At 74.4% G+C, this 23,543-nt stretch carries 16 protein-coding genes; 5 read left to right on the top strand and 11 right to left on the bottom strand.

Annotation, left to right across the window (positions count from 1 at the left end; translation table 11 throughout):
- The first annotated feature begins 154 nt into the window (after positions 1-154).
- Positions 155-1,906 carry a hypothetical protein gene (locus tag ABZ354_RS06825; protein ID WP_358653764.1) on the top strand — a complete coding sequence of 584 codons (1,752 nt, stop codon included), beginning with the start codon at positions 155-157 and terminating at the stop codon, positions 1,904-1,906.
- A 25-nt stretch (positions 1,907-1,931) separates the two neighbouring features.
- Here the strand turns inward: ABZ354_RS06825 and ABZ354_RS06820 are convergent, their stop codons facing one another.
- The 4 genes from ABZ354_RS06820 to ABZ354_RS06805 form a co-directional block, all read right to left on the bottom strand.
- Complete coding sequence (locus tag ABZ354_RS06820) at positions 1,932-3,614, bottom strand: glycosyltransferase family 2 protein (protein WP_358653691.1); 1,683 nt, start codon at positions 3,612-3,614, stop codon at positions 1,932-1,934.
- Positions 3,611-5,803: a CDP-glycerol glycerophosphotransferase family protein gene (locus ABZ354_RS06815; protein ID WP_358653690.1), complete on the bottom strand. Its 2,193-nt coding sequence runs from the start codon at positions 5,801-5,803 to the stop codon at positions 3,611-3,613. Before ABZ354_RS06815 ends, ABZ354_RS06820 begins: the two co-directional genes overlap by 4 nt.
- Positions 5,804-6,104: 301 nt before the next feature.
- On the bottom strand, positions 6,105-7,037 hold the full coding sequence (locus ABZ354_RS06810; RefSeq protein ID WP_358653762.1) for an ABC transporter ATP-binding protein: 933 nt from the start codon (positions 7,035-7,037) through the stop codon (positions 6,105-6,107).
- 37 nt (positions 7,038-7,074) lie between these two features.
- Positions 7,075-8,004 (bottom strand): ABC transporter permease, encoded by a 930-nt coding sequence (locus ABZ354_RS06805; RefSeq protein WP_358653688.1) that lies wholly within the window; start codon positions 8,002-8,004, stop codon positions 7,075-7,077.
- Positions 8,005-8,366: 362 nt separating this feature from the next.
- Here ABZ354_RS06805 and ABZ354_RS06800 point away from each other — a divergent pair, with 362 nt between their 5' ends.
- Positions 8,367-8,993 (top strand): TetR/AcrR family transcriptional regulator, encoded by a 627-nt coding sequence (locus tag ABZ354_RS06800; protein ID WP_358653686.1) that lies wholly within the window; start codon positions 8,367-8,369, stop codon positions 8,991-8,993.
- Between the two features lie 255 nt (positions 8,994-9,248).
- Entirely contained in the window at positions 9,249-9,455 is a 207-nt protein-coding gene (locus ABZ354_RS06795; RefSeq protein WP_358653684.1) for a hypothetical protein, read from the top strand.
- On the opposite strand, the gene galE is transcribed toward ABZ354_RS06795, so the two are convergent.
- From galE to ABZ354_RS06780, 3 genes are all read right to left on the bottom strand, one after another.
- Entirely contained in the window at positions 9,428-10,408 is a 981-nt protein-coding gene (gene galE, locus ABZ354_RS06790; RefSeq protein WP_358653682.1) for a UDP-glucose 4-epimerase GalE, read from the bottom strand. The genes ABZ354_RS06795 and galE overlap by 28 nt on opposite strands.
- An 86-nt stretch (positions 10,409-10,494) precedes the next feature.
- Complete coding sequence (locus tag ABZ354_RS06785) at positions 10,495-12,210, bottom strand: glycosyltransferase (RefSeq protein ID WP_358653680.1); 1,716 nt, start codon at positions 12,208-12,210, stop codon at positions 10,495-10,497.
- A gap of 150 nt (positions 12,211-12,360) precedes the next feature.
- Complete coding sequence (locus tag ABZ354_RS06780; protein ID WP_358653760.1) at positions 12,361-13,005, bottom strand: MarR family transcriptional regulator; 645 nt, start codon at positions 13,003-13,005, stop codon at positions 12,361-12,363.
- Between the two features lie 97 nt (positions 13,006-13,102).
- Between ABZ354_RS06780 and ABZ354_RS06775 the strand changes: the two genes are divergently transcribed.
- The gene (locus tag ABZ354_RS06775) at positions 13,103-13,516 is read left to right on the top strand and encodes an organic hydroperoxide resistance protein (protein WP_358653678.1); all 414 of its coding nucleotides are present in this window, start codon (positions 13,103-13,105) and stop codon (positions 13,514-13,516) included.
- Between the two features lie 458 nt (positions 13,517-13,974).
- Here the strand turns inward: ABZ354_RS06775 and ABZ354_RS06770 are convergent, their stop codons facing one another.
- The 4 genes from ABZ354_RS06770 to ABZ354_RS06755 form a co-directional block, all read right to left on the bottom strand.
- Positions 13,975-14,922: a carbohydrate ABC transporter permease gene (locus ABZ354_RS06770; RefSeq protein ID WP_358653676.1), complete on the bottom strand. Its 948-nt coding sequence runs from the start codon at positions 14,920-14,922 to the stop codon at positions 13,975-13,977.
- Complete coding sequence (locus tag ABZ354_RS06765; protein ID WP_358653675.1) at positions 14,880-16,226, bottom strand: sugar ABC transporter permease; 1,347 nt, start codon at positions 16,224-16,226, stop codon at positions 14,880-14,882. Before ABZ354_RS06765 ends, ABZ354_RS06770 begins: the two co-directional genes overlap by 43 nt.
- Positions 16,227-16,233: 7 nt before the next feature.
- Positions 16,234-17,619, bottom strand: coding sequence for an ABC transporter substrate-binding protein (locus tag ABZ354_RS06760; protein WP_358653673.1), 1,386 nt, complete (start codon positions 17,617-17,619; stop codon positions 16,234-16,236).
- Positions 17,620-17,902: 283 nt separating this feature from the next.
- Positions 17,903-21,454 (bottom strand): FHA domain-containing protein, encoded by a 3,552-nt coding sequence (locus ABZ354_RS06755; protein WP_358653758.1) that lies wholly within the window; start codon positions 21,452-21,454, stop codon positions 17,903-17,905.
- Between the two features lie 445 nt (positions 21,455-21,899).
- On the opposite strand from ABZ354_RS06755, the gene ABZ354_RS06750 reads away from it, so the two are divergent.
- A complete protein-coding gene (locus tag ABZ354_RS06750; RefSeq protein ID WP_358653671.1) occupies positions 21,900-23,537 on the top strand; it encodes a serine/threonine-protein kinase in 1,638 nt (545 codons plus the stop codon).
- Positions 23,538-23,543: the final 6 nt, after the last annotated feature.

Below are 23,543 nucleotides of genomic sequence, written 5' to 3'. Positions count from 1 at the left end.
GGAGGAGTCGGCGGGGGCGGTCGAGGCTGGTGGGGTGACTTCTGGGCGTTCCAGCACGACGCGGCCCCCGGCCGGGCCGGCTCCCGCTCCGGCCGCCACCCGCCCGGCACCGGCAGCCGCGCTCACCGCGTGGGGCGCCCGGGCCGCGGCCGGGCTGGTGATCCTGCTGCTCCTCGCGGTGATCGTGCGGCTGCCGTGGGTCGGTGACCTCGGCATGCACGCGGCGACGATCGAACGCCTGCGGCACGACCTCACCGACCCCGGCAACCCGCTGGTCGACGCGGACACCCCGAGCCCCTACTACTCGCCGTGGATGCTGCTCCTGGGCTGCCTCGCACGGCTGACCGGGCTGTCGGTGTTCGTCGTCCTGCGCGCCGGCGCGCTGGCAGGGCTGGCGCTGCTGGTGACGGGGGTGGTGCGATACACGCGGACGCTGAGCGCGCACCGGGCGGCGCCCGCGCTCGCCGTGCTGAGCCTGGTACTGCTCTGGGGCACGATCCCGTACGCCTGGAGCGGCTTCCTCGGCCTGGACTGCCTCGCGCTGACGGTGTCGTATCCGAGCATGTTCGCGTTCGGGCTCGCCTTCCACTTCTGGGCGTGGCTGACGCGGACGCTGCGTGCCGGCCCCGACGGCTGGGGGTGGGGGGCCTGGGCGGGGCTCGGGGTGCTGTGGGCGGTGATCCTGCTGTGCCACCAGTTCACCGGCGTGGTGGCCTCGCTGGGCGCGCTCGCCGCGGTGCTCGCGACCCGGCGGGCCGGGCCGACCCGGCGGGCCGGGCCGACCCGGCGCGGGCCGACCCGGCGGGCCGGGTCCGCCGGGCGGGACAAAACGACCCGGCGAGCCAGGTCCACCGAGCAGGACCAGTCCGTCGTGCAGGCCCCGTCCACTGGGCGGGCCCAATCCGTCGGGCAGGCCCGGTCCGTCGGGCAGGCCCGGTCCGTCGAGCAGACGGGTTCCGTTGGGCAGTCGCGGTCGGTACGGCAGGTCACGTCGGATTGGCAGGTCTGGAAGATCCGGTCGCTTCGGCAGGCGCTACGGCGGATCCGGCGGGTCTGCCGGGTCTGGCCGGCCCGGCTCGCGCGGCGGGGATGGGTGAGGCCGGCCGTCGGCGCGTCGGCGGGGCTGCTGGTGCTGTCGCTGTGGCCGTACTACGACTTCCTCGCGCTGTCCGGCGCCGGGGCGGGCCTGGAGCATCTGCAGCGGGCGCTGTACCGGGACCTGTTCGCCCGCCACTGGCTGGTGCTGCTCGGGGTGGCCGCGCTCGTCCCGAGATGGTGGCGCGACCACCGGGACCCGCTGGTGCTGTTCTTCGCGCTGGGCGCGCTCGTGTTCGTCGCGGGCGGGCTGACCGGCCACTACGCCTGGGGGCGCGCGCTGTCCGCCGCGCTCGTCCCGGCGCAGCTCGCCGCCGCGCTGGCCCCCGTGGAGAGCGCGCGCCGGCCACGCCTGCTGCGTGCCGGGTGGGCGGTCCTGCTGGCCGCAGCGCTAGCCGTCGGCGCGTGGACGCAGGCCGGGACCGCCGGATACGTCGTGCCGCGCGGCACGCTGCCCGGGGCGGTCGAGGCGAAGTACCGGAAACCGTGGGCGGGCTATCACTGGATCACGCCGTGGGTGCGCTACGGCGACGTCGTCATGGCCCGGACCTTCCCGGCCCGGCAGATCCCCGCGTACGGCGCCTACACCGTGGCCCCCGGCTACCCCGACTTCTTCCTGCCGGACGAGAAGGCCAGGCAGGAGGCGGTACGGAGGTTCTTCACGCCCGGTACGGCCGCCGGGGAGCGGCGGAAGATCCTGCGGGCGTACGGGGTGCGGTGGGTGGTGGACCGGGCGGGCGCGCTGCCGGCGTCCGGGCTGCGGGAGGTGGCGCGCGGGCCGGACGGCCAGGTCCTGTACGAGGCCGTGTGACGTCCGGGCCGCCGGGGCCGGCCCGTCACCGCAGCACGCCCGCCACCAGCCGTACCGCCCGCTTCACCCGGGGCGGCGCCATCCGCCGTACGACGGGGCGGATCACCCGGGACGTCACGCCGACCGGCAGCCAGCGGATCTGGAGGCGGCCGGGCGCGTGGCCCTCCGGTTCGACGGTGACCCGGTGCGGGGCCGTGCCGGAGCGGTAGTCGACGCGGGCCGACAGCGCGGGGAACTCCAGGGGGGCGAGCAGCAGACCCGTGTGGCTCGTGCCCCGCTGCGTGAGGCGCACCACCGGATGCCGTACGCCCTCGAAGCCCTGCACCGGCAGCACGGTCGCCGCCAGGTCGAGCCGCACCCGGCCCTCGAAGACGCCGGGACGCAGGGGCGAGAGGCGGAACGCAGCGGTGAGGCGGCGTGGGCCGGGCGCGAGGTGCAGAGCGGCGTGCCGCGGCCCGACCGGCAGCCGCAGCCCGGGGTCGTACGTGCGGATCGTCAGGTCGACGCAGGTGCCGGGGCCGGGCGCGAGGCGGGTGATCTCGTGCCGGAACAGGGCGCTCGGGAAGGGCCGGGTCTCCAGCTCCAGGTCGGACAGGTCCAGCTCACGGCGTGCCCACTCGGTCTCCGGGACCCGGTCGCCCCAGTACACGCGGCCGTCCTCGCCCGTCGCCACCCGGCGGGGCGCCGCCCCGTGCCCGAGTCCTCGGGCGGCGAGCCGGGCCTCGGCCAGGCGGCGGTCGCGGATCAGCTGGATCACCACGCGTTCCGCGCGCGGCAGCCGGGCAAACGCGTCCGGGTCCAGCGTGGCCAGGTACGGGCCGACGATGTCCGCGAAGGCCGCCAGCCACTCCTCGTCCCGGTGCGGCAGGTCCCCGGAGTACATGCGGATGTCGTGCTTGAGGAACTTGTAGTCCTTGTCCGGGCGCAGCGCGCCGTGCCCGCTCTCGGCGAGGAAGGCGTCGATGAGGCCCTGGACGTGCACCCGGTCGCGGACGTTCTCCAGCCGGTCCCGCTGGTTGGAGATCGACGCCGTGCCGGTGGGCGCGTACGGCGCGACGTACCAGTGGTAGACCGGCTCGGGGATGATCGTGAACGCCCTGGCCAGGCAGTAGGCCCGCGCCGAGAACAACTGGTCCTCGTAGTGGACGTCCTCGGGGAAGAGCAGGCCGTGCCGGTCGAGGAAGGCGCGGGCGTACATCTTGCTGGTCGCCAGGTGCTCGAAGAACAGCCGCGGGTCGGCCTCGATGCCGTCCAGGGTGCGGCGCTCGGCGACCAGGTGCGGCATCCAGGTGGAGCGGCGGCCGTTGTCGGCGCGGATGCGCCGCACCGCGCCCATCGCGAAGTCGATGTCGCGTTCGCGGTGGGCGGCGAGCAGCAGTTCCACGGCGTTGCCGGGCAGTTCGTCGTCGCTGTCCAGGAACATCAGGTACGGCGCCCGGGACATGCCGATGGCACGGTTGCGCGGTACGCCGCAGCCGCCACTGTTCACCGGCAGCCGCAGATACCGGATGCGGGGGTCCTCGGTGACCAGCCGCCGCGCCACGTCCGGGGTGTCGTCGGTGGAGTGGTCGTCGCTGATGACGATGTCGAGGTCCGCGTGGGTCTGGCGGCGCACGGAGGCCACGGCCCGGGGCAGCCGGGCGGCGTCGTTGTGGACGATGACGACGACGGTCACCGTTGCCCCGGGAGGTGCCGCGGGCGGTGTCATGCGAGCTCCTCGGGGCGCGGGGCCGGGGTGCGGTCCTCCAGGGGCAGGACCGGCGGCAGCGACTCCTCGGGCTCGCCGAGGAAGACACGGCGTACGACACGTTCGGCGGCGCGCCCGTCGTCGTACTCGCAGAACCGGCGCCGGAACGCGGCCAGCGCCTTCGCCGCGCACTCGTCGCGCCAGGCGTCCGTCGTGAGGATCTCGGTCAGTTCCTCCTGGGTGCGGGCGACCGGGCCGGGGGCGTCGGCCATCAGGTCGAAGTAGACGCCGCGGGTGGTGCGGTACATCTCCCAGTCGTCGGCGTGGATGACGATGGGGCGGTCCAGGTTGGCGTAGTCGAACATGATCGACGAGTAGTCCGTGACGAGTGCGTCGGCGGCCAGGCACAGCTCCTCGACCGGCTCGTACGACGACACGTCCACGAGGCGGGCGGCGCGGCGCAGACCGGTCAGCGGGGAGGCGGCGCCCTCGTAGAAGTAGTGGCCGCGGACCAGCAGGACGGTGTCCTCGCCGAGGCGGTCGGCGAGCGCGGCGAGGTCGAGGCGGGGGGTCCAGCCGGCCTCGTAGTCGCGGTGGGTGGGCGCGTAGAGGACGGCGCGGCGACCGGGCGGGACGCCCAGTCGGGCACGGACCCGCGTCACGTCCCCGGGCGTTGCCGTGAAGTACACGTCGTTGCGCGGATAGCCGTGGTCGAGCGAGACGTAGCGGGACGGGTAGGCGCGCTGCCACATGCGGGTGGTGTGGCTGTTGGCGGAGACGCTGTAGTCCCACTTGTCGACGCGTTCCAGCAGGGCCCGGAAGTCGAGGCCCTTGGCGGCGGCCGGGTACGGCATCTGGTCCAGGCCCATGTGCTTGAGCGGGGTGCCGTGGTGGGTCTGGACGTGGATCGCGTCGGGCCGTTTGACGACGTCGTCGGGAAAGTTGACGTTGTTGACGAGGTACTTGGCGCGGGCCAGCACTTCCCAGTAGCGGCGTGTGCCGGGCACGACGTGGTCCGTGCCGGGCGGCAGCAGCGCCGCGTTGTGCGCGGTCACGACCCACACCGGGTGGATGTGCGGGGCGAGTTCGGCGGCCTTCGCGGCGACGGCGGCCGGATTGCAGGCGACGCCCCGGTTCCAGTAGGCGGCGAAGACGGCCAGGTTTGGGTCGACGGGCCGGCCGAGCGCGCTGCGGTACTGGCGGTCGCGGACCCTGGCCACCGCCTGCCGCTTCCGGGCCGTGAGGGCCGAGCGGGTGGCGCGGCGGGCCCGGTTGACGGCCTGGAAGGTGCGGTACCTGGTGTACGCGCCTTCCTCCAGCAGACCCCGGCGGATGCCTTCGGGGCCGGCGGGCCGGCGGTACCCCTCGGGTTTGTGGCGTACGGCGGCACGCGAGGCCCGCTGGAAGAACTCCCGCGCCACCGCGTCCGGCATGCCCGAGCGGACGAAGGTCCGCAGACAGTCCCGGACCATCAGCTCGTACAGCGCGGCCTGCGCGGCGCGCCGCCCCTCGGTCAGGGCGAACAGCGCCTCGTAGCGCCCGACCACGGCGTGGTACTCCTCCGGCGTGAGCGGCGGGACGCTCTGCGCGCGCAGCGTGCGGTCCTCGTGGGCGACGTACGGCAGGCAGGCGACCTCGTCGGCGAGGAGGAGGGCGGCCAGCGCGGCGAACCGCTCGTCGGCCGAGCCGAGCAGCCGCTCGTTCGCCCGCCAGAAGTCGGCCCGCACGACCCGGTTGCCCAGCAGTGGCATCAGGCGCAGCAGACTCGCGCAGTCGTCCAGGACGAGCGGCCCGCGGCCGGCGCGGGCCAGGAGCGGGCCGTCCCAGGAGGGCAGGCCCGAGGTGCGCCAGGTGCTGCGGACGTGGTCCAGGAGGAGCACGTCCACCGTGTCGGGCAGTTCGGCGGCCCGCTCGGCGAGCGTGTGGGAGGCGCCGGCCGGCAGCCCGTCCTTGGCGTGGACGAAGTGCAGCCAGCGCCCGGTGGCCCCGGCAGCGCCCGCGGCCCGCGCGTCACCGTCGCCGGTCCCGTCCGGCAGGGGCAGGACGACCATGTCCGGGGCGTGGTGCTCGGCGGTCTCCTGCGCCCAGTCGCCGACCGCGGCCACGACGACCTCGGTGTCGGGCAGCGGCCGGGCGGCGAGCGAGTCGAGGAGCTCGGCCAGATGGCCCTGGGTGTTCGGCCCGTGGACGACGACGCTGAGCTCGGGCATCGCGGGACTCCTTCATCTCGTCGCGCCGGTCGTGGCCGGGCACACCTGTCCGGTCATAGTGGCACCGATGGGATGAAAGGGTTGATTCGAACTGGTCCGGTTGGTCGGGATCGCGCCCGACCGGTCCGGGCGGATTCGACGGGTCTCGCGGGAAGGGCGGCGGGACGGGTGCCGGGACGGACGCGCTCAGCCCTGCCGGCCGGGCGGCTGGTCCGGCCGCCGGTCCCGCGGCCGCCCTGGCCGCCGGTCGGGCCGCCGGTCGGGCGTCGGGTCGCCGGTCGGCCGCCGGTCCTGCGACCGGTCAGGACCCGGCGTCGGCGCCCCTCGGTGCGGGTGCGGGTGCGGGTGCATGAGCGGGTGCGGGCTTCGGCTTTGCCTTCGGCTCGGACCTCGCCTTGGCCTTCGCCTTGGTTGTGCCGCCCGTGAAGGCCTCGTACTCCTTGAGGACCTCGTCCGTCGGCCCGTCCATGCGCAGTTCGCCGCGCTCCAGCCACAGCACCCGGTCGCAGGTGTCCCGGATCGACTTGTTGTTGTGGCTGACCAGGAACACCGTGCCCGCGTGCTTGCGCAGCTCACGGATGCGCGCCTCGGACCGCTTCTGGAAGGACCGGTCGCCGGTGGCCAGCGCCTCGTCGATCAGCAGGACGTCGTGATCCTTGGCGGCGGCGATGGAGAAGCGCAGACGGGCCGCCATGCCGGAGGAGTACGTCCGCATCGGCAGGGTGATGAAGTCGCCCTTGTCGTTGATCCCGGAGAATTCGACGATCCCCTGGTAGCGCTCCCTGACCTGCTCGCGGGACATGCCCATCGCCAGGCCGCCGAGGTGGACGTTGCGTTCACCGGTCAGGTCGTTCATCAGCGCGGCGTTGACACCGAGCAGGGACGGCTGGCCGCCGGTGTAGATCCGGCCGTTCTCCACGGGCAGCAGGCCCGCGACGGCCTTGAGCAGCGTGGACTTGCCGGAACCGTTGGTGCCGATCAGGCCGATCGCCTCGCCCCTGTACGCGACGAACGACACGTTCCGCACGGCGTGCACGCGGCGCACACCGGCCGCCTTCTCGGTCTTCTCGCGGCGCAGGATGCGGTTCAGGGCGGCGGTCGCCGAACCGCGTCCCGCGCCGGTGCCGTGGACGCGGTAGACGATGTCGACGCCGTCGGCGACGACGGTGGGGACGCGGTCTGCGGGGACTCCGGGAGCCCCGGAGCCCCCGCTGCTCGCAACGCCCTCGGGGATCTCGGTGTTCGCGGGGTTCTCGGTCTTCTCGGCGATGTCAGCCACGGCCGTAGGTCTCCTCAGCCTTCCAGAAGTAGACGAAGCCGCCGACGCCGGCGAGCAGAGCCCAGCCCACGGCGGTCAGCCACACGTGGGCGGGCAACTGGCTCGCGTGGAAGGTGTCGATCAGCGCGAACCGCATCAGGTCGATGTACACGGCGGCCGGGTTGGCCTGGAGCACCGGCAGGAGTCGGCCCGGCAGGTCGTCGTGCCGGGTGAGCATGTGGCCGATGCTCCACATCACGCCGGACGCGTACATCCAGGTGCGCAGCACGAACGGCATGAGCTGCGCGATGTCCGGCGTCTTGGCGCCCAGCCGTGCCATGACCATCGCCACGCCCGCGTTGAAGGTGAACTGCAGCGTCAGCGCCGGGACCGCCAGCAGCCAGGACACGGCGACCGGTACGCCGAAGACCAGCAGGATCACGGCGAGCGCCGCCATCGAGAACAGCAACTGCTGGAGCTGCTGGAGGCAGAACGAGATCGGCAGTGCCGCGCGCGGGAAGTGCAGGGCGCGCACGAGGCCGAGGTTGCCGGAGATGGCGCGGGTGCCCGCCATGATCGAGCTCTGCGTGAACGTCCACACGAAGACGCCCGTGACCAGGAACGGTACGTAGTCCGGCACGCCGTCCTTGGTCTGGAGCAGCACACCGAAGATCAGGTAGTACACCGCCGCGTTCAGCAGCGGGGTCATGACCTGCCAGAGCTGGCCCAGCTTGGCCTGGCTGTACTGGGCGGTCAGCTTGGCCGTCGAGAAGGCCGCTATGAAGTGCCGGCGCGCCCACAGCTGCCGCACGTACTGCGGCAGGGAGGGGCGGGCGCCGCTGACGGTGAGGCCGTGGCGGGCCGCGAGCGCCGCGAGGTCGGTGGCATGGGTGCCGGACGTCGCCGGGGCCGGCGCCCGGGGCGGTGTGTCGAGCTGGGTCACATCCGCTGCTTTCGGTCGGGGGCGGGGTTTCGGGGGCGGGAGCTGTCTGGTGCGGCGGGCGGTGCCCGGTACGGGCCGGCTGCCGGCTGCCGGGGGGCAGGGGGTGGCCCGGATGGCTGCCGGGCTCCGGGTGGTCGCCAGGACCCGGGTGGGCTCCGGGCCCGGGTGGGGTCCGGGCCCGGGTGGGGTCCGGATGGGGTCCGGCGGCGGTCGGGTCGCCGGGGGTCTCGTCGTCCGTGGTTCACCCGTACGTATCCGCGCGTGCGTCTGCGTCGGGACGGCACCGTATCGTCGCAACGGGAGCGTAGGCCCGCGGAGCGTCGGGACGCAACCGTTTCGTCGTGACGCCCTATGCTGACCGCATGACGACGAACGCCGAAAACTCCCAGCCGCCCCCGCGCCGCCGGGCCCCCGCGGGGGCGGCCGTGCTGCGGGCGGACGTGACGGAAGCCATCCGGGCGGCCGTCTTCCAGGAGCTGGCGGCCGTCGGCTATGCGCGGATGTCCATCGAGGGAATCGCGCGGCGCGCGGGGGTCGGCAAAACGGCGGTGTACCGGCGGTGGCGTTCCAAGCTGCAGCTGGTGCTCGACCTGGTGTCGGCAGTCGCCGTGCAGGGGCTCCCCGCGCCGGACACCGGCAGCCTGGAGGGGGACCTGCGGCTGCTCTACGAGGTGACCTCGCGGGCGCTGCGGCATCCCGTCGCCTCGCAGGTCATCCCCGACCTGCAGGCCGAGGCCGCGCGCAGTCCGGAGATCGCGGAGGCGCTGCAGAAGGCGCTGCGGGAGGGGCAGGACGGGGTGGCCCGGGGGATCGTGACGGCGGCGGAGCGGCGGGGGGAGCTGCGGGCCGGGATCGATCAGGAACTGGCGCTCGACCTGATCTCCGGACCGCTGTACTGGCGGTCGGTCGTCATCCGGGGGGCCAGGCCGGCGAAGGGGTACCTGGCGGCGCTGACCCGGGCCACGGCGGGGGCGTTGCGGGCGCTGTGACTCCGTCGGCGGCGGGTGGGACGGGGCGGACCCTGTCGGTGACGGTGACCGGGGTCTGAAGCGCGGGGGGCGTTGCCGTGGCCGTCACGGGGGCGCGCGCCGCCCGCCTTTCGCGGTGGTGCCGCCCAAGCCCGCGCGTGCCCCTCTGGCGGCGCCTCGTGCCCGCGGGTCTGTCCCGGCTCGTGCCCGCGGGTCTGTCCCGGCTCGTGCCCGCGGGTCTGTCCCCGCTCGTCGTCGCGGCTGGGGCGACGATCGTTGCTGCCGCTGCCGCTGCCGCTGCCGCTGCCGCTGCCGCTGCCGCTGCCGCTGCCGCTGCCGCTGCCGCTGCCGCTGCCCCGCTGCTCACCGGCTCCGGGTCGGCTGCGCGGCGCCCGGCGCGGAGCGGTGGCGGTGCCGCCCGTCGCGCCCCGGCCGCCGCCCGCCGTCGGCGTGCGTCAGGTCCGCGCCGCCCCCGGATGGTGATGCGTCCAGCCCTGCCATGCCGACGTGATCATGTCCTGGACGTCGAGTTTGGCCTTCCAGGTGAGTTCGGTGGCCGCCCGGTCGGCGGAGGCGACGACCCGGGCCGGGTCGCCGGGGCGGCGGGGAGTGACCGTCGGGGGGCGGTCGTAGCCGGTGACGGCGTTGATGAGGTCGATCATCTCGCGGACGGAGACGCCCTCGCCGCGGCCGACGTTGAGCGTGAGGCTGCGCCCGGGGGAGGAGCTCAGGGCGCGGGCCGCCGCCACGTGGGCCTCGGCCAGGTCCACGACGTGGATGTAGTCGCGTACGCAGGTGCCGTCGGGAGTGTCGTAGTCGTCACCGAAGATGCGGGGGGAGGAGTTCCGGGTGAGCCTGTCGAAGACCATCGGGACGAGGTTGGAGACGCCGGTGTCGGAGAGGGCGGGGGCTGCCGCGCCCGCCACGTTGAAGTAGCGCAGGGCCGCCGTGGACAGGCCGGTCGCGCGGCCCGTCGCGCGGACCAGCCACTCGCCGGCCAGCTTGGTCTCGCCGTACGGCGAGATCGGCGCGCACGGAGTCTCCTCCGTGACGAGGTCGACGTCCGGCGTGCCGTACACCGCCGCCGAGGACGAGAAGACGAACGACGGTACGCCGGCCCCGGTGACCGCTTCCAGCAGGAGCCGCAGGCCCTCCACGTTCTCGCGGTAGTACAGCAGCGGCAGGCCCACCGACTCTCCGACCTGCTTCTTCGCCGCCAGGTGGACGACGCCGGTGACACCGTGGTCCTCCAGGGCGCGGGCGATCCGCTCGCCGTCCAGGACCGAGCCGACCACCAGCGGAACGCCGTCGGGCACCCGCTCGGCGATGCCCGTGGACAGGTCGTCGTACACCACCGCCCGCTCGCCCGCCTCGGTCATGGCCCGTACGACGTGCGCTCCGATGTAGCCGGCGCCGCCGGTGATCAGCCAGGTCATGTCGGCCGTCCCCTCGTCTGTTGTGCCCGAGTGAGTGGTACTTGGGTGGTTCCGGATGGTTCCTGGTGCGGTCGGGCAACTCGCCCTCAGTGAATCAGGCGCCGCAGCCTTCCGCGCAGGACGGCCGTCACACCGCGCGCGCCGGGCGCGACGCGCAGGGCGAGCGACCCGGAGTTCGTGGCGTACGGCCGCAGGAGGACGACACCGTGCCGCAGGCTGGGAACGGCGTGTCGGCGCAGGCCGGGAACGGCGCGTCGGCGCAGTCGTCCGGACGGGGGCTCGGGCCCCCGTCCACGCCTGGCGTCCGCGTCCGTGAGCGCGTGTGCCGTCGTCTCGCGGCTCGTGCCGTCGCGGAAGCGCAGCCGCAGGCGCAGCTCCCAGGTGCCCGCGCCGAGCCCGGCCGCGTCCACGGTCGTCTCCGCCGTCCAGCCGCCGGGCCCGGCGGGGACGAGCGCGGTCGTACGGCGTCCCGCGACCGTGCCGTCCTCACGGCGCCGCCACCGCACCTCGACGGCAGCCGGGCCGGACGGGGCCAGCCTCCCGTACAGCTCGTGCAGGCGCAGCCGCAGCGGCGCGGCCGTCGCCCTGAGGTGCAGTTCGGCGTCCACGGCGACGGGCAGGAACCGCACCGGCCGTGTCAGCAGCGGCTCCAGCGTGACCTGCGGCAGGTCGGCCGACCAGATGGGTGTGCCGTCGGCGGCGCGCGGGTACGGCGGGCACAGGCGTGCCGGGCGGGCGGCCAGATCCCGCAGCCGGGACAGGTCGCGCGGTTCGGGGGAGGCGAGCAGAACCCGGCCGATCAGCCGGCCGGGGGCGCCGGGGCCGCGCGACCAGTCGGCCGCGTCGAACTCCGCGAGGTACGCGCGCGTGTGCTCCCACCAGGCACGTCGGTAGCGCGGGTCGCGCAGGCCGAGTTCGCGCACGTACATGCGCAGCTCGTGGTCGAGGAACTTCGCGCGCGCCGCCCGGGCCAGCTTCTTCTGCCCGGCGCCCAGCAGGATCTCGTACGCGGCCCGGCAGGCGCGGGTGCGGGCCTGCCAGTGGGTGATGTCCCCGCGGTCCAGGGAGATCGACAGCCGTTCGGCGGCCCGGCGCACGTGCCACACGTACACCAGGTCGGGGACGAGGGCGACGCGCGGGGCGGCGGCGAGTACGCGCGCGGTGAAAACGAAGTCCTCGTAGCGGAAGCGGCCCTCGGGGAAGCGGATGCCGTGCTCGCGCAGGAAGGCGGTGCGGTAGAGCTTGTTGACGCACAGCGTGTCGTGGACCAGGCGGGTGCGGTGCGCGGGACGCGGGACGACGGCCCGCGCCTCGTACAGCGCCGGTTGCCACGGCACCTCGCGCCCCGAGGGCAGCTCCCGCCGCACGCACAGCCCGCCCGCGACCTCGGCGCGCGCCTCGACGGCCGCCGTGAGCAGCGCGTTCACGGCGCCGGGCGGCAGGACGTCGTCGCTGTCGAGGAACATCACGTACGGCGTGGTCACCGCGTCGAGGCCGGTGTTGCGGGGGCTGCCGCAGCCGCCGCTGTTGATCCGGCGGCGGACGACCCTGAGCCGGGGCTCGGTCTCGGCGAGGCGGTCCAGCAGCTCCGCGCTGCCGTCCGTCGAGCAGTCGTCCACGGCGACGACCTCACCGACGGAGGGCCCCTGCGCGAGAGCCGAGCGCACGGCGTCGGCGACGTGCGCGGCGTCGTCGTAACCGATGACGACGACACCGACCCGGCCGGAGGGGCCGGAGGGGACGGAGGGGACGGCTGGGGCATCGGCGGTCTCGGTCTCGGGGGTGGAGCCGTGCGTGCTCATACATGTCCATCATCGGCATGTGTGAGCGATTCGCCACACATACTCCAGCCGGTGGGCGACCTCGGAGGCCACTGGAGTCTCTGAGGGCCCGATGGCGGCCCTCCGTCCCCCGGCCCTCCGTCTCCGTCCCCCGGCCCTCCGGCGGGCCGGTCACCCCCGTCCCGGTGACCCTGCTCCCGCAGCTCCCGCAGCTCCCGCAGCTCCCGCAGCTCCCGCAGCCCCCGAGGCCCCCGTCGCCTCGGCCGTACCCGCCGTCGTCGCCGCCCTGTCCAGGGCCGTCGTGAGCTCGTCGAGCCGGGCGCGCAGGGCGCGGATCTCGTCCACGTCGAAGCCGGTCGCCTCCACGATCCGGCGCGGCACCCGACCCGCCCGCTCGCGCAGCGCGGTGCCCTCGCCGGTCAGCCGTACCTCCACCGACCGCTCGTCGCGCACGCTGCGCTCCCGGGTCACCAGGCCGGCCGCCTCCAGCCGCTTGAGCAGCGGGGACAGCGTGCCCGAGTCCAGCCGCAGGTGTTCGCCGAGCTTCTTGACGGGCAGCTCGCCGCGCTCCCACAGCACCAGCATCACCAGGTACTGGGGATACGTCAGCCCGAGGTCCTTGAGGATCACGCGGTAGACGCCGTTGAAGGCGCGCGAGGCGGCGTGCAGGGAGAAGCAGATCTGCTGGTCCAGGCGGAGCCAGTCCGGGGCGAGCGCGCCGGTGCGGCCGGGACCGGAGGCGTGGGCGGACTCGGGCTCGTGTGTGGCGGGGGTGGGGGGCGGGGTCATGTCTCCAGAATAGCTCTGGCGGGCCATTTGATTGTGGGCAATTAAATTGTGTGCTCTACTCATGGTCGTGGGGCGGCCGGCAGGGCCGCCGGAACACGACCGACTCGAGAGGGATGGTTCATCCATGGACGCGCTCTACACCGCTGTCGCCACCGCCACCCACGGCCGCGAGGGCCGCGCCTACACCTCCGACGGCAAGCTCGACGTGCAGCTCGCCCCGCCGGTGGAGTTCGGCGGCAGCGGACAGGGCACCAACCCGGAGCAGCTGTTCGCCGCCGGGTACGCGGCCTGCTTCGCCAGCGCGCTCGGCATGGTCGGCCGCCAGGCCGGCGTGGACGTCACCGACGCCGCCGTCACGGGCGAGGTCGGCATCGGCAAGCAGGGCGCGGGCTTCGGCCTCGCGGTCACCCTCCGCGTCGAGCTGCCCGGGGGCGTGGACGAGGCGACCGGCCGCAAGCTGGTCGAGCAGGCCCACGAGGTCTGCCCCTACTCCCACGCGACCCGCGGCAACATTCCGGTGGACCTCGTCATCGAGTGACGGTCGGCGCGTAACCGTCATCGGCGCCTGATCGTCGTCTGCGCCTGAACGTCATCTGCGCGTGACCGTCATCCAGCGGCCCGCCCGGCAGCCGCGGGTACGGCGTGGGGCGCCGGGGCAGACCGCCGCGCGGCGCCGTCGCGGTGAGGGCGGGCCCGCCGTACGGGGAGCCCGGTGCTCATGCCGGCCGTCGGCCGGGACGCCCCGTCGGGCGCTGGGTGGGCGGTCGGCCGGGCGCGGGCCGCGAGGTACCGGGAGGCATACGTGACTCCAACGGGCGATCCAATGGTCGGTCGGCCCGGCAACGGCCGACGGGGCGACTTGGTTACGGGGCCCTACGGCATCCGGGGGACACCCGGGAGGGCCCACGTTTCCCTACCGCCCGGCCGCCCGCCCTCGCCATCACACCTCAGTCCGCCCGCCCGGCCGCCCGCCCCCCAGCAGGCACGCAAGCCCCCCTACTTGACCGCCCCCGCCATCACCCCCGACACGAACTGCCGCTGGAACGCGAAGAACACGGCCAGCGGGATCACCATCGAGATGAAGGCCCCCGGCGCCAGCACGTCGATGTTGTTGCCGAACTGCCGTACCTGCGTCTGCAGGGCGACCGTGATCGGCTGGCTCCCGGAGTCCGTGAAGATCAGCGCGACCAGCATGTCGTTCCACACCCACAGGAACTGGAAGATGCCGAGCGAGGCGATGGCCGGACCGCCCAACGGCATCACGACCCGGGTGAACAGCCGGAGTTCGCCCGCCCCGTCCAGCCGTGCCGCCTCCAGCAGTTCCCTGGGGATCTCCGCGAAGAAGTTCCGCAGCAGGAACACCGCGAACGGCAGGCCGAAGCCGACGTGGAAGAGGATCACCCCGATCAGGGAGCCGAAGATGCCGATCCTGCCGAAGAGTTCGGCGATCGGGATGAGCGCCACCTGCACCGGCACGACCAGCAGCCCCACGACCCCCAGGAACCACCAGTCCCGGCCGGGGAACTCCATCCACGCGAAGGCGTACCCGGCGAGCGAACCGATGACGACCACCAGCAGCGTCGCCGGCACCGTGATCAGCACGGTGTTCACGAGGGAGTCGGTGATGTCGCCGTTCTCCAGCAGCTTCCGGTAGCTGGTGAAGGTCAGCTCGGCCGGCTTGCTGAACACCGTCCACCAGCCGCTCGCGTTCATGGCCTGCGGGGTGCGCAGCGAGGACAGCAGCAGTCCGATCGTCGGCACCAGCCAGAACAGGCCGACGACGATCAGGAGCACCCGCAGCGCGCCCCCGCTCACGGCCCGGACGAGGCGCGTCCCCAGCCGACTGCGCCCGGCCGGGGAAGCCGGGGAACCGGGCCCGGTTCCAGTGACAGCCCGCGTACTCATCGCCGCACCTCCCGTCGCAGCCTGCGGATGTTGAACCACATCACCGGGACGACGAGCAGCAGCAGGAACACGGCGATGGCGCTCGCGATGCCCGGCTGGTCCTCGGAGAAGCCCTTGCGGTACAGCTCCAGCGCGAGGACGTTCGCGTCGTCCTGCGAGGAGCCCGGCGCGATGATGAAGACCAGGTCGAAGATCTTCAGCACGTTGATCATCAGGGTGACGGTGACGACCGCGAGGACCGGCGCCAGCAGCGGCACCGTGACCCGCCGGAACACCTGCCACTCGGTCGCCCCGTCGACCCGGGCCGCCTCCTGCAGCTCCCTCGGGATGCCCGCGAGCCCGGCCGCGATCAGCACCATCGCGAACCCGGCCCACATCCAGATGTACGCCGCGATGATCGCCGGGGTCACCAGCGACGGGCCGAGCCAGTTCAGCCCGGCGTACGCCTCCTTGAAGTTGTCCGCGGGCAGCCGCAGCAGTGCTCCGTCCGCCGACGCGGGCAGCGTGAACGTGCCGTCGTCGGCGGCCGTGGTCGACGCGACGACCCTGCCGCCCCTGACCGCCTCGATCCGCATGCCGCCGTAGCCGAGCTCGCCCGCGTCCACGCCGTTCAGCCGCCCCACACCCTTGCCGCGCGTGAAGTCCTGCCAGGCGGTGCCGGTGATGGCCCTGCCCGGCTCCGGTTTCGGGGGCGCCGCGTCCTTCGCGCCCTCGGGCATCAGATCGGGGGCGACCCCGACCAGCGGCAGGACGACGGCGTCACCGGCGTGCACCGGTTCCTTCGTGACGAACGCCCCGCCGCCCGCCGGCCGCAGCGGGGACCGGCGGCCCGGGTGCGCCTTCGGGAACGCCGACGACGCCGCGAACGTGTCGTGCACACCCACCCACATCGCGTTCGCGACGCCCTTGTCCGGGTCCTGGTCGTACACCAGGCGGAAGATGATGCCCGCCGCCAGCATCGAGATCGCCATCGGCATGAAGACGGCCAGCTTGAACGCCGTACCCCAGCGGACGCGTTCGGTCAGCACCGCGAAGACCAGACCGAGCGCGGTCGCCACCGTCGGCGCGAACACCACCCAGAGGATGTTGTTCTTCAGCGCGGTGCGGATGCCCCGGTCCGTGAACAGGGCCTGGTAGTTGTCGAGTCCGGCGAAGCCGTTGCCGGACTGGTCGGAGAAGCTGCGGACGACGGAGTACCCGATGGGGTAGAGCACGAGCGCGCCCAGCAGCAGGAGGGCGGGCAGCAGGAAGAGCGCCGCCACGCTCGGCCGGGTGCCGGTCACGCTCCTGCGCGGTCTGGGAGCGGCAGGGACCTTGCCGGACCCTGCCGTGTCCGACGCCATCGCCGGATCAGTCCCCGTACGCCTTGGCCGCTTCCGACTCCAGCTGGGCCTGCGTGCCCGCGACGTCCTTCGGGTTCTTCAGGAAGTCCTGGAGGATCTTCCACTCGCCCTTGCCGGGAGTCCCGCCGAAGGCCTGCGGGGCCTGGTCCGACATGTCGAAGCGGAAGTCGTCACCGGCCGCGATCAGCGCCTCGGCCATCTTCCGCTGCACGGCGTTCGGGTACGACGCCGCGTCGACGTTCCTGTTGGGGGAGAGGTAGCCGCCCAGCTTCGCCTGGATGCGCGCCGCGTCCGGAGACGCCAGGAACGTCGCCAGCGCCTGCGACGCCTTGGAGTCCTGCAGGATCACCGCCGCGTCGCCGCCGGACACCACGGGCGCGGTGTCGCCGACCTTCGGGAACGCGAACACCTTCGCGTCCGTGCCCACCTTCATGCCGGTCTCACCGATGTTGACCTGCACGAAGTCGCCCTCGAAGACCATGCCCGCCTTCGGCTGGTCGCCACCGGTGAACACCTGCGTCACCGACGCAGGGAACTCCGTCTGCAGCGCGCCGGCCGCCCCGCCCGCGATGTAGTTCTTCCTGCCCCAGATCTGCGCGAGTGTCGTCAGCGCGTCCTTCACGGACGGATCGGTCCATTTGATCTTGTGCTGGGCCAGCTGGTCGTACTTCTCCGGCCCCGCCTGCGACAGATACACGTTCTCGAACCAGTCCGTCAGCGTCCAGCCGTCGGCTCCGCCGACCGAGAACGGCGTGACACCCGAGTCGTAGACGGTCCGCGCGGTGGTCAGCAGCTCGTCCCACGTCTTCGGCTCGCGGGCGCCCGCGTTCTCGAAGACCTGCGCGTTGTACCAGATCAGCGACTTGTTGGCGGCCTTGTAGTACACGCCGTACGGCTTGCCGCCGACCGTGCCGACGGCCTGCCAGCCGCGCGAGTAGTTCTCGGCCAGCTGCGCCCGCGCCTCCTTGCCCAGCGGCTTGGCCCAGCCCTTGTCGACGGCCTGCCTGATCGCGCCCGGCTGCGGCAGCATCGCCACGTCCGGCGGCTGGCCCCCCGCGATCTTCGAACCGAGGAAGTTGATGATCGGGTCCTGAGCGGGTACGAACGTCACCTTCGCGCCCGTGCGCTTCTCGAACTCCGTCAGGACCTTCTTGAAGTTGGCCTGCTCGGCGCCGGTCCAGACGGCGGCGACCTCCAGGCTCTCGCCGTTCAGCCGGGGAAGCGCGACTGCGGCGCCGGTCTCCTTCCCGGCGCCGGTGCCACTGCTGCCGCTGTCCTTGCCGTCACCGCCGCCGCACGCCGTGAGCGAGAGCGCCAGCGCCCCCGCCACGACGAACGGGACCACCCGGAACGCACCCCTCGTGATCCTCGTGCAGGTCCTCGTGCTGCGCATCACTGCCTCGTTCTTCGTCCTCGTCGAACGTGTCGAAGCGCTGTCCCGTGCGCTCCGGCCCACGCCCGGAGGGTGCCGCGCAGGGACGCAGCCACGGTGATACGGGGCATCATGACCCCGTCGTGACCGGGTTGCGGGCATCGGCACACGCACTCGCCTCGCCGGGAGCGGGCGCCCCCGGACCCCCCTTATCGGCCTGAACGGCCTCGGCCTCAAATGCCACAGGGGTCCATTAGGCCCACGGTGTATCCCTGGGTCCCCCCGGGTCTCTCCCGGGCCCGGGTCAGAGAAGCGACGGCACCTCTGCCGCCGAGACCTGCCGCGCCGCCCGCTCCAGGGCGCTGGCCAGCAGGGCCAGGTCGGTGGGGCCGTTGCCGAGTTCGCGGACCGGGCGCCGGGTCGGAGGGTCGCCCATGCGGTGCCACTCCAGGGGCACCACCGTCGGCCGGAGGGTCGCCGTGCGCGGGATACGGCCCGTGACCCGGCCCCCCTGGAACGCGGTGCCCCGGCCGTCCGCCGAGGTCAGCCGTCCCCGGCCCGGTGCCGGTTCCTCGGGTCCCACGCCGGGCGCGTCGAGCTCGACGCGCAGACCGGCCCGCCGGACCGGTTCCGTCTCCGCCGTACGGCCGCCCGCCGCCGACGCCGCCACCAGGTGCACGCCGAGCCGCTCGCCGTCCCGCGCCACCGACTCCAGCGCCCGCATCACCGACCCGGCCGCCGGGCGCCCGGGGGAGCCGAGCGCGGGCGAGACCAGCGCGTCCAGGTCGTCCACGACCACCACCAGCCGCGGCAGCGGCGGCGCCACCTCCGTACGCCCGCGCGCCGCACCCGGCCGCAGCCGCAGCGTCGAACTGGGCGGGGCCTCGAGATCACCGCCGTGGTCCCCGGCACCCGCACCCGCCCCGGGTCCCGCACCGGATCCCGTGCCGGAGCCCGCACCGCCACCCGTGCCCGCCCCGCCGCCCCGCGTCGCAGCCGTGCGCTGTGCGACCATCCGGCCCGACAACGCGCGGCCCGTGTGCCACTCGGTGAAGTCGGAGCGGCCCAGCAGCTCCGCGCGCCGCTTCAGCTCCGCGCTCAGCGACTGCGCGAACTCCCGCATCCGCACCGGATCGTTGGCGGAGAGGTGGGTGGTGACATGCGGTACGTCCGTGGCGACGTGCAAACCCTCCCCCTGTCCGCCGCCCGTGCCCACGGTGCCCCGGCCGTCCACCAGCACGATGCCCAGCCGGTCCGGGCGCTCGGCCGCCGCCAGCGAGGCCACGACCGCCCGCAGCAACTCCGTACGGCCGCTGCCCGGCGGGCCCTCGACCAGCAGATGCGGACCCTCGGCGGCGAGATCCACGCCGACCGGGCCGCGCGGACCCGCGCCCAGTACGGCGCACGCGCGCCCGCCCAGCGCCTCGGGGTCGTCGGCCGCCGCGGCCCAGCGCGCCATCAGGGACGCCGGGGTCGCCCGGGCGAGCCCCAGTTCGTCGAGCAGCCGCGCGGCCTGCGGCAGCGGAGCGGACACCCGCGCGCGCTCCGCCGCACCGCAGTCCGTACGCAACGGCGCCAGCGCCCGCGCGAACCGCTCGGCCCAGGGCAGCGACACGGCGTCCACGGTGCCGACCGTGCCGTGCCCGACCGGCCCCGCGGGGTCGCCGGACGCACCCGCGCGGGCCACCCGCAGCAGCCGCAGCGCCGTCGCCACATCGCCGCTGAGCAGCGCGACCGCGCCGCACTCGCGGAACACCGGGGACACCGCGCAGGCCGCCTCGTACGTCTCCGTCACCGGCGACAGGGGCGACGCCGCCGCGGTCTCGGCGAGACACACCACGTGGATCCCGGCGCGCGGGCCCTCCAGCGCCAGCCGCGCCACGGCGTCGCGCACCTCGGAGCCGCCGGGATCACCGTCGACCACGAGCACGGTGTGCGGACCGTCACCGACGGGGTACGCGCCCCGCCGCGTGTCCGCCGAGTGGTCCAGGCGGTCCGCCATGTGGTCGTCCAGACGGCGGAGGAGTTCGTCGGCGCGGGCCGCGGCCTGCTCGTGGTCGTACGCGAGCAGCAGGCGGCAGTCCTGGCCGTGGCCCGGACGAAGATGGGGCAGCCAGCCCAGCCAGGACCACTCGGCCGTGCGGTCCGCCACGGAACGGGCACGGTCGGCCGAGATCAGCGTGATCTCCAGCGCGTCGGGGGAGTGCAGCGCGGCGAGCTGCGCCAGCACCGTACGGGCCAGTCCCGCGAGCCGCGTGCGCGGACCGGCGAGACCCAGCGCGCCGGCCTCGCGTAAACCGGCGGTGACCGGCACCGCGGGCAGCAGGCCGCCGTCGGGCGCCACCCGGTCGGCCGTGCCGAGCCGCACCGTGAGCGCCTCCGGGTGGCCGGGCCCGCGCTCCCACAGCCGGGGGCCGGGGCCCAGCGCCGTCAGCAGCAGCGCGGCCGGGTCGGGCCAGGCCTCCGGCACGCGCGGGGCGGCGGAACGCGCCCCCGCCGCCCTGCCGGCCGGACCCCCGGCGTCGTCACCGTCGTGGCCGCCCGAACGCTGCTCGGTCCGCCCCCCGGCCAGCCGCCGCGCCCACGCGGACAGCCCCCCGCGCCGCCGCACACCCTGCGGCACCTCCGTGCCGCGCACCGGGGTGCCCTTGCGGCCGGGGGTCGCGTTGACCTCGTACGCGTCCGCGCGGGCGTGGGAGGTGTGGTCGGCGGGGCCGGGCACGCCCGGGACACCCGCACCGGAGCCGGTGCCGTAGGTGGTCGGCGCTCCGGCGGCGGCGGGCCCGCAGGGAACCGAGGTGCTCGCGCTTCCGAGACCGTACGTGGTCGGTGCGCCCGTGCCGTCGGGGCCGTGACCGTCCGCCGCGCCCGGCCGCTCCGGCGCCCGTGCGCCCGCGGCCCCGGCCCGCCCGCCGTGCGTGTCGCCGCCGTCACCGCTTCCCGGCCCGGCGGCCGGGACATGCCCGCCCGCCCCGCCGTCACCCGCGGTCCTGCGGCTCTCCACACCGGGGGCCCGCCCCTGCCCGGGCACGACGTGCTGCTCGGCCCGGACACCGGGGCCGCCCGGCCCCGGCGCCCTCACCGCGTCGCCCGCCGATCCCGTCCCGTACGCATGGTGCGTAGGGCCCGCGGGCCCCGCCGTACCGTCCTCGTGGGCCGGGCCGGCGCCCCGCGCGCGGCCCGCGCCGCCGGGGGCCCCCTCCCCGGGCACGCGCACATGTCCCTCCCCGTCCGGGGTCGTCTCCACGCGGGCGCCCGGCCCGCCGGACGGAGCCAGCCGCAGGGTGGATTCACCGACCCGCAGCAGGGCGCCCGGGACGAACCGCACCGGGCGGCCCGTGACGGGCGTGCCGTCCAGCAGCGTGCCGTTGGTGGAGCCGAGGTCGGCGACCGCGACGGAGCCGTCGGCGGCGACGGTCACCACGCAGTGCAGCCGGGAGACGTCCGGGTCGTCCAGCGGGACGTCCGCGTCGACGGACCGGCCCACGCGGATCTCACCGCCGTGCAGCAGGTGGACCCCGCCCGCGTCGGGACCGGCGACCACGTGCAGCTGGGTCGGCGCGTCGTCCAGCTCGGGATGCGCCTCCGGCTCCAGGGGGGCGCCCACGGACAGCACGGCGCCGTCGATCAGCGGGGGCTCCCCGAGCGTGCAGCGCCGGCCGTCGAGCCGCTGCCCGGCGGCGTACAGCACCGCGGGGCCGTCGCCGCCGGAGACCGCCGAGGCGAGGGCCGAGGCAACGGCAGCCAGCGCCGTACCGGCGGGGGCCGTGACCAGCACGTCGCAGCTCGTGGCGCGGGCCCGCGCCACGGGGGAGGGCGGGCCCTGCGGGTCTACGACGGTCAGCCGGATCTGCATCGCCGTCAGCGGTCCCTTCTGCACGGGCACCCGCGCGGCAGGATCCGAAACCGCCCGCGGTCCCCCACCGCGGCCTTTCCCGCCCCGCCCCACGAGCACGTCGGCCAGTAACAAGAAGGCATCCTCGCACCTGCCACCGGGGACGCGCCCGTCCTCCGCCATTGAATGATCTTGAATGGTCGGCTCTGCCCGCAAAAGTGCCTGACTATTGCCGTACCGGTGACCGATTGACATCCGCTTGAGATCACTCTCGTCGGCCTCCGGCAACCAACGGATCGGGTGGAGCGTCTTTCCTTCGAACATGAACAGGCGGGTACCGGAGCACGGACACTCCGGAGCCGGACGCCTCGGCACTACAGTTGGGCCGAAGAGGTCCGAAGACCCCCTGGAGCACGCTGCGGAACAGGTGCCCGGGCCAGCCAGCAATCAGCAGGGAGCGCATGACGTGCGGCCGGTAGGCAGCAAGTACTTCCTCGAGGAGCCGCTCGGACGTGGCGCGACGGGGACCGTCTGGCGGGCCCGCCAGCGGGAGACGGCGGGCGCCGAGGCGGCCGTGCAGGGACAGCCCGGCGAGACCGTCGCGATCAAGGTCCTCAAGGAGGAGCTCGCGAACGACGCCGACGTCGTGACGCGGTTCCTGCGGGAGCGGTCCGTCCTGCTCCGCCTGACCCACCCGAACATCGTGCGGGTCCGCGACCTCGTCGTCGAAGGTGATCTGCTGGCCCTGGTGATGGACCTGGTCGACGGCCCCGACCTGCACCGCTATCTGCGCGAGAACGGCCCCTTCACGCCGGTCGGCGCGGCGCTGATCACCGCCCAGATCGCCGACGCGCTGGCCGCGAGCCACGCCGACGGCGTCGTGCACCGCGACCTGAAGCCGGCGAACGTCCTGCTCAAGCAGGACGGCGGCAGGCTGCACCCGCTGCTGACCGACTTCGGCATCGCCCGCCTCGCCGACTCCCCGGGCCTGACCCGCACCAGCGAGTTCGTCGGCACGCCCGCGTACGTGGCGCCGGAGTCCGCCGAGGGCCACCCGCAGACCTCCGCCGTCGACATCTACGGCGCCGGCATCCTGCTGTACGAGCTGGTCACCGGCCGCCCGCCGTTCGCCGGCAGCTCCGCCCTCGAAGTGCTGCACCAGCACCTCAGCGCCGAGCCGCGCCGCCCCTCCACCGTCCCCGACCCGCTGTGGACGGTCATCGAGCGCTGCCTGCGCAAGAACCCCGACCAGCGCCCCAGCGCCGAGAACCTCGCACGCGGCCTGCGCGTCGTCGCCGAGGGCATCGGCGTGCACGCCAACTCCGCGCAGATCGCCGCCGCCGACAACGTCGGCGCACTGCTCGCCCCCGACCCGGCCCCCGCCCCCGTGCCGGGCTCCCCGGGCACGGGCGGCGACGCCGACCCCACCCAGGTGCTCCCGCACGGCGCGGGCGCCTACGACCCCAACGCCGCGACCAGCGTCCTCCCGCATACCGGCGGCCCGGCCGGCGCCGCCGACCCCACCGCCGTCATGCCGCAGGGCGGGCACGGTCAGCAGGGCGGCCCCGAGGACCCGCACCCCTGGCAGAACCAGCTCCGCGCCGCCCGCGACCGCAACGAACAGACGCAGGTCCAGTACCTCGACCCGAACGAGGACCCGCTGCGCCGCCGCCCCCAGCGGCAGGTCGCCCGCCCCCAGCAGGGCCGGCCCCCGCAGCGCCAGCCCCAGCCCCAGCAGCCCCCGCAGGGCTACAGGCAGCAGCAGCCGCAGCGCTACGCGCCGCCCCCGCCCCAGCAGCCCCAGCCGCAGCGGTACGCCCCGCCGTCCCCTCCGCCGGAGCGGCAGCGGCCCGCGCGGGAGCCCCGGGGGCGCAGCTCCAGCCCGATGCGGATTCCCGGCCTCGGCTGCCTCAAGGGCTGCCTGTTCACGCTCGTCATCCTGTTCGTCGCGGGCTGGCTGATCTGGGAACTGAGCCCGCTGCAGGAGTGGATCGGCACCACCAAGGGCTACTGGGACCAGCTCACCGACTGGTTCTCCACGGTGACCGGCTGGATCGAGGACCTCGGCGGCAGCTCGGGCGGCGACACGGGCGGCACGGGCTGACACCGC

Origin of the sequence: Streptomyces sp. NPDC005925, assembly GCF_040638805.1 — a bacterium.
In the GTDB taxonomy this organism is placed as follows: Bacteria; Actinomycetota; Actinomycetes; order Streptomycetales; family Streptomycetaceae; genus Streptomyces.
This window is presented reverse-complemented; position numbering and strand designations above follow the sequence as displayed.

What these genes read in the sequence shown, in the direction of transcription:
- ABZ354_RS06820 (WP_358653691.1), bottom strand. Translation starts at nt 3,614, where the DNA reads ATGACACCGCCCGCGGCACCTCCCGGGGCAACGGTGACCGTCGTCGTC.
- ABZ354_RS06815 (WP_358653690.1), bottom strand. Translation starts at nt 5,803, where the DNA reads ATGCCCGAGCTCAGCGTCGTCGTCCACGGGCCGAACACCCAGGGCCAT.
- ABZ354_RS06800 (WP_358653686.1), top strand. Translation starts at nt 8,367, where the DNA reads ATGACGACGAACGCCGAAAACTCCCAGCCGCCCCCGCGCCGCCGGGCC.
- galE (WP_358653682.1), bottom strand. Translation starts at nt 10,408, where the DNA reads ATGACCTGGCTGATCACCGGCGGCGCCGGCTACATCGGAGCGCACGTC.
- ABZ354_RS06785 (WP_358653680.1), bottom strand. Translation starts at nt 12,210, where the DNA reads ATGAGCACGCACGGCTCCACCCCCGAGACCGAGACCGCCGATGCCCCA.
- ABZ354_RS06780 (WP_358653760.1), bottom strand. Translation starts at nt 13,005, where the DNA reads ATGGCCCGCCAGAGCTATTCTGGAGACATGACCCCGCCCCCCACCCCC.
- ABZ354_RS06775 (WP_358653678.1), top strand. Translation starts at nt 13,103, where the DNA reads ATGGACGCGCTCTACACCGCTGTCGCCACCGCCACCCACGGCCGCGAG.
- ABZ354_RS06765 (WP_358653675.1), bottom strand. Translation starts at nt 16,226, where the DNA reads ATGGCGTCGGACACGGCAGGGTCCGGCAAGGTCCCTGCCGCTCCCAGA.
- ABZ354_RS06760 (WP_358653673.1), bottom strand. Translation starts at nt 17,619, where the DNA reads ATGCGCAGCACGAGGACCTGCACGAGGATCACGAGGGGTGCGTTCCGG.
- ABZ354_RS06755 (WP_358653758.1), bottom strand. Translation starts at nt 21,454, where the DNA reads ATGCAGATCCGGCTGACCGTCGTAGACCCGCAGGGCCCGCCCTCCCCC.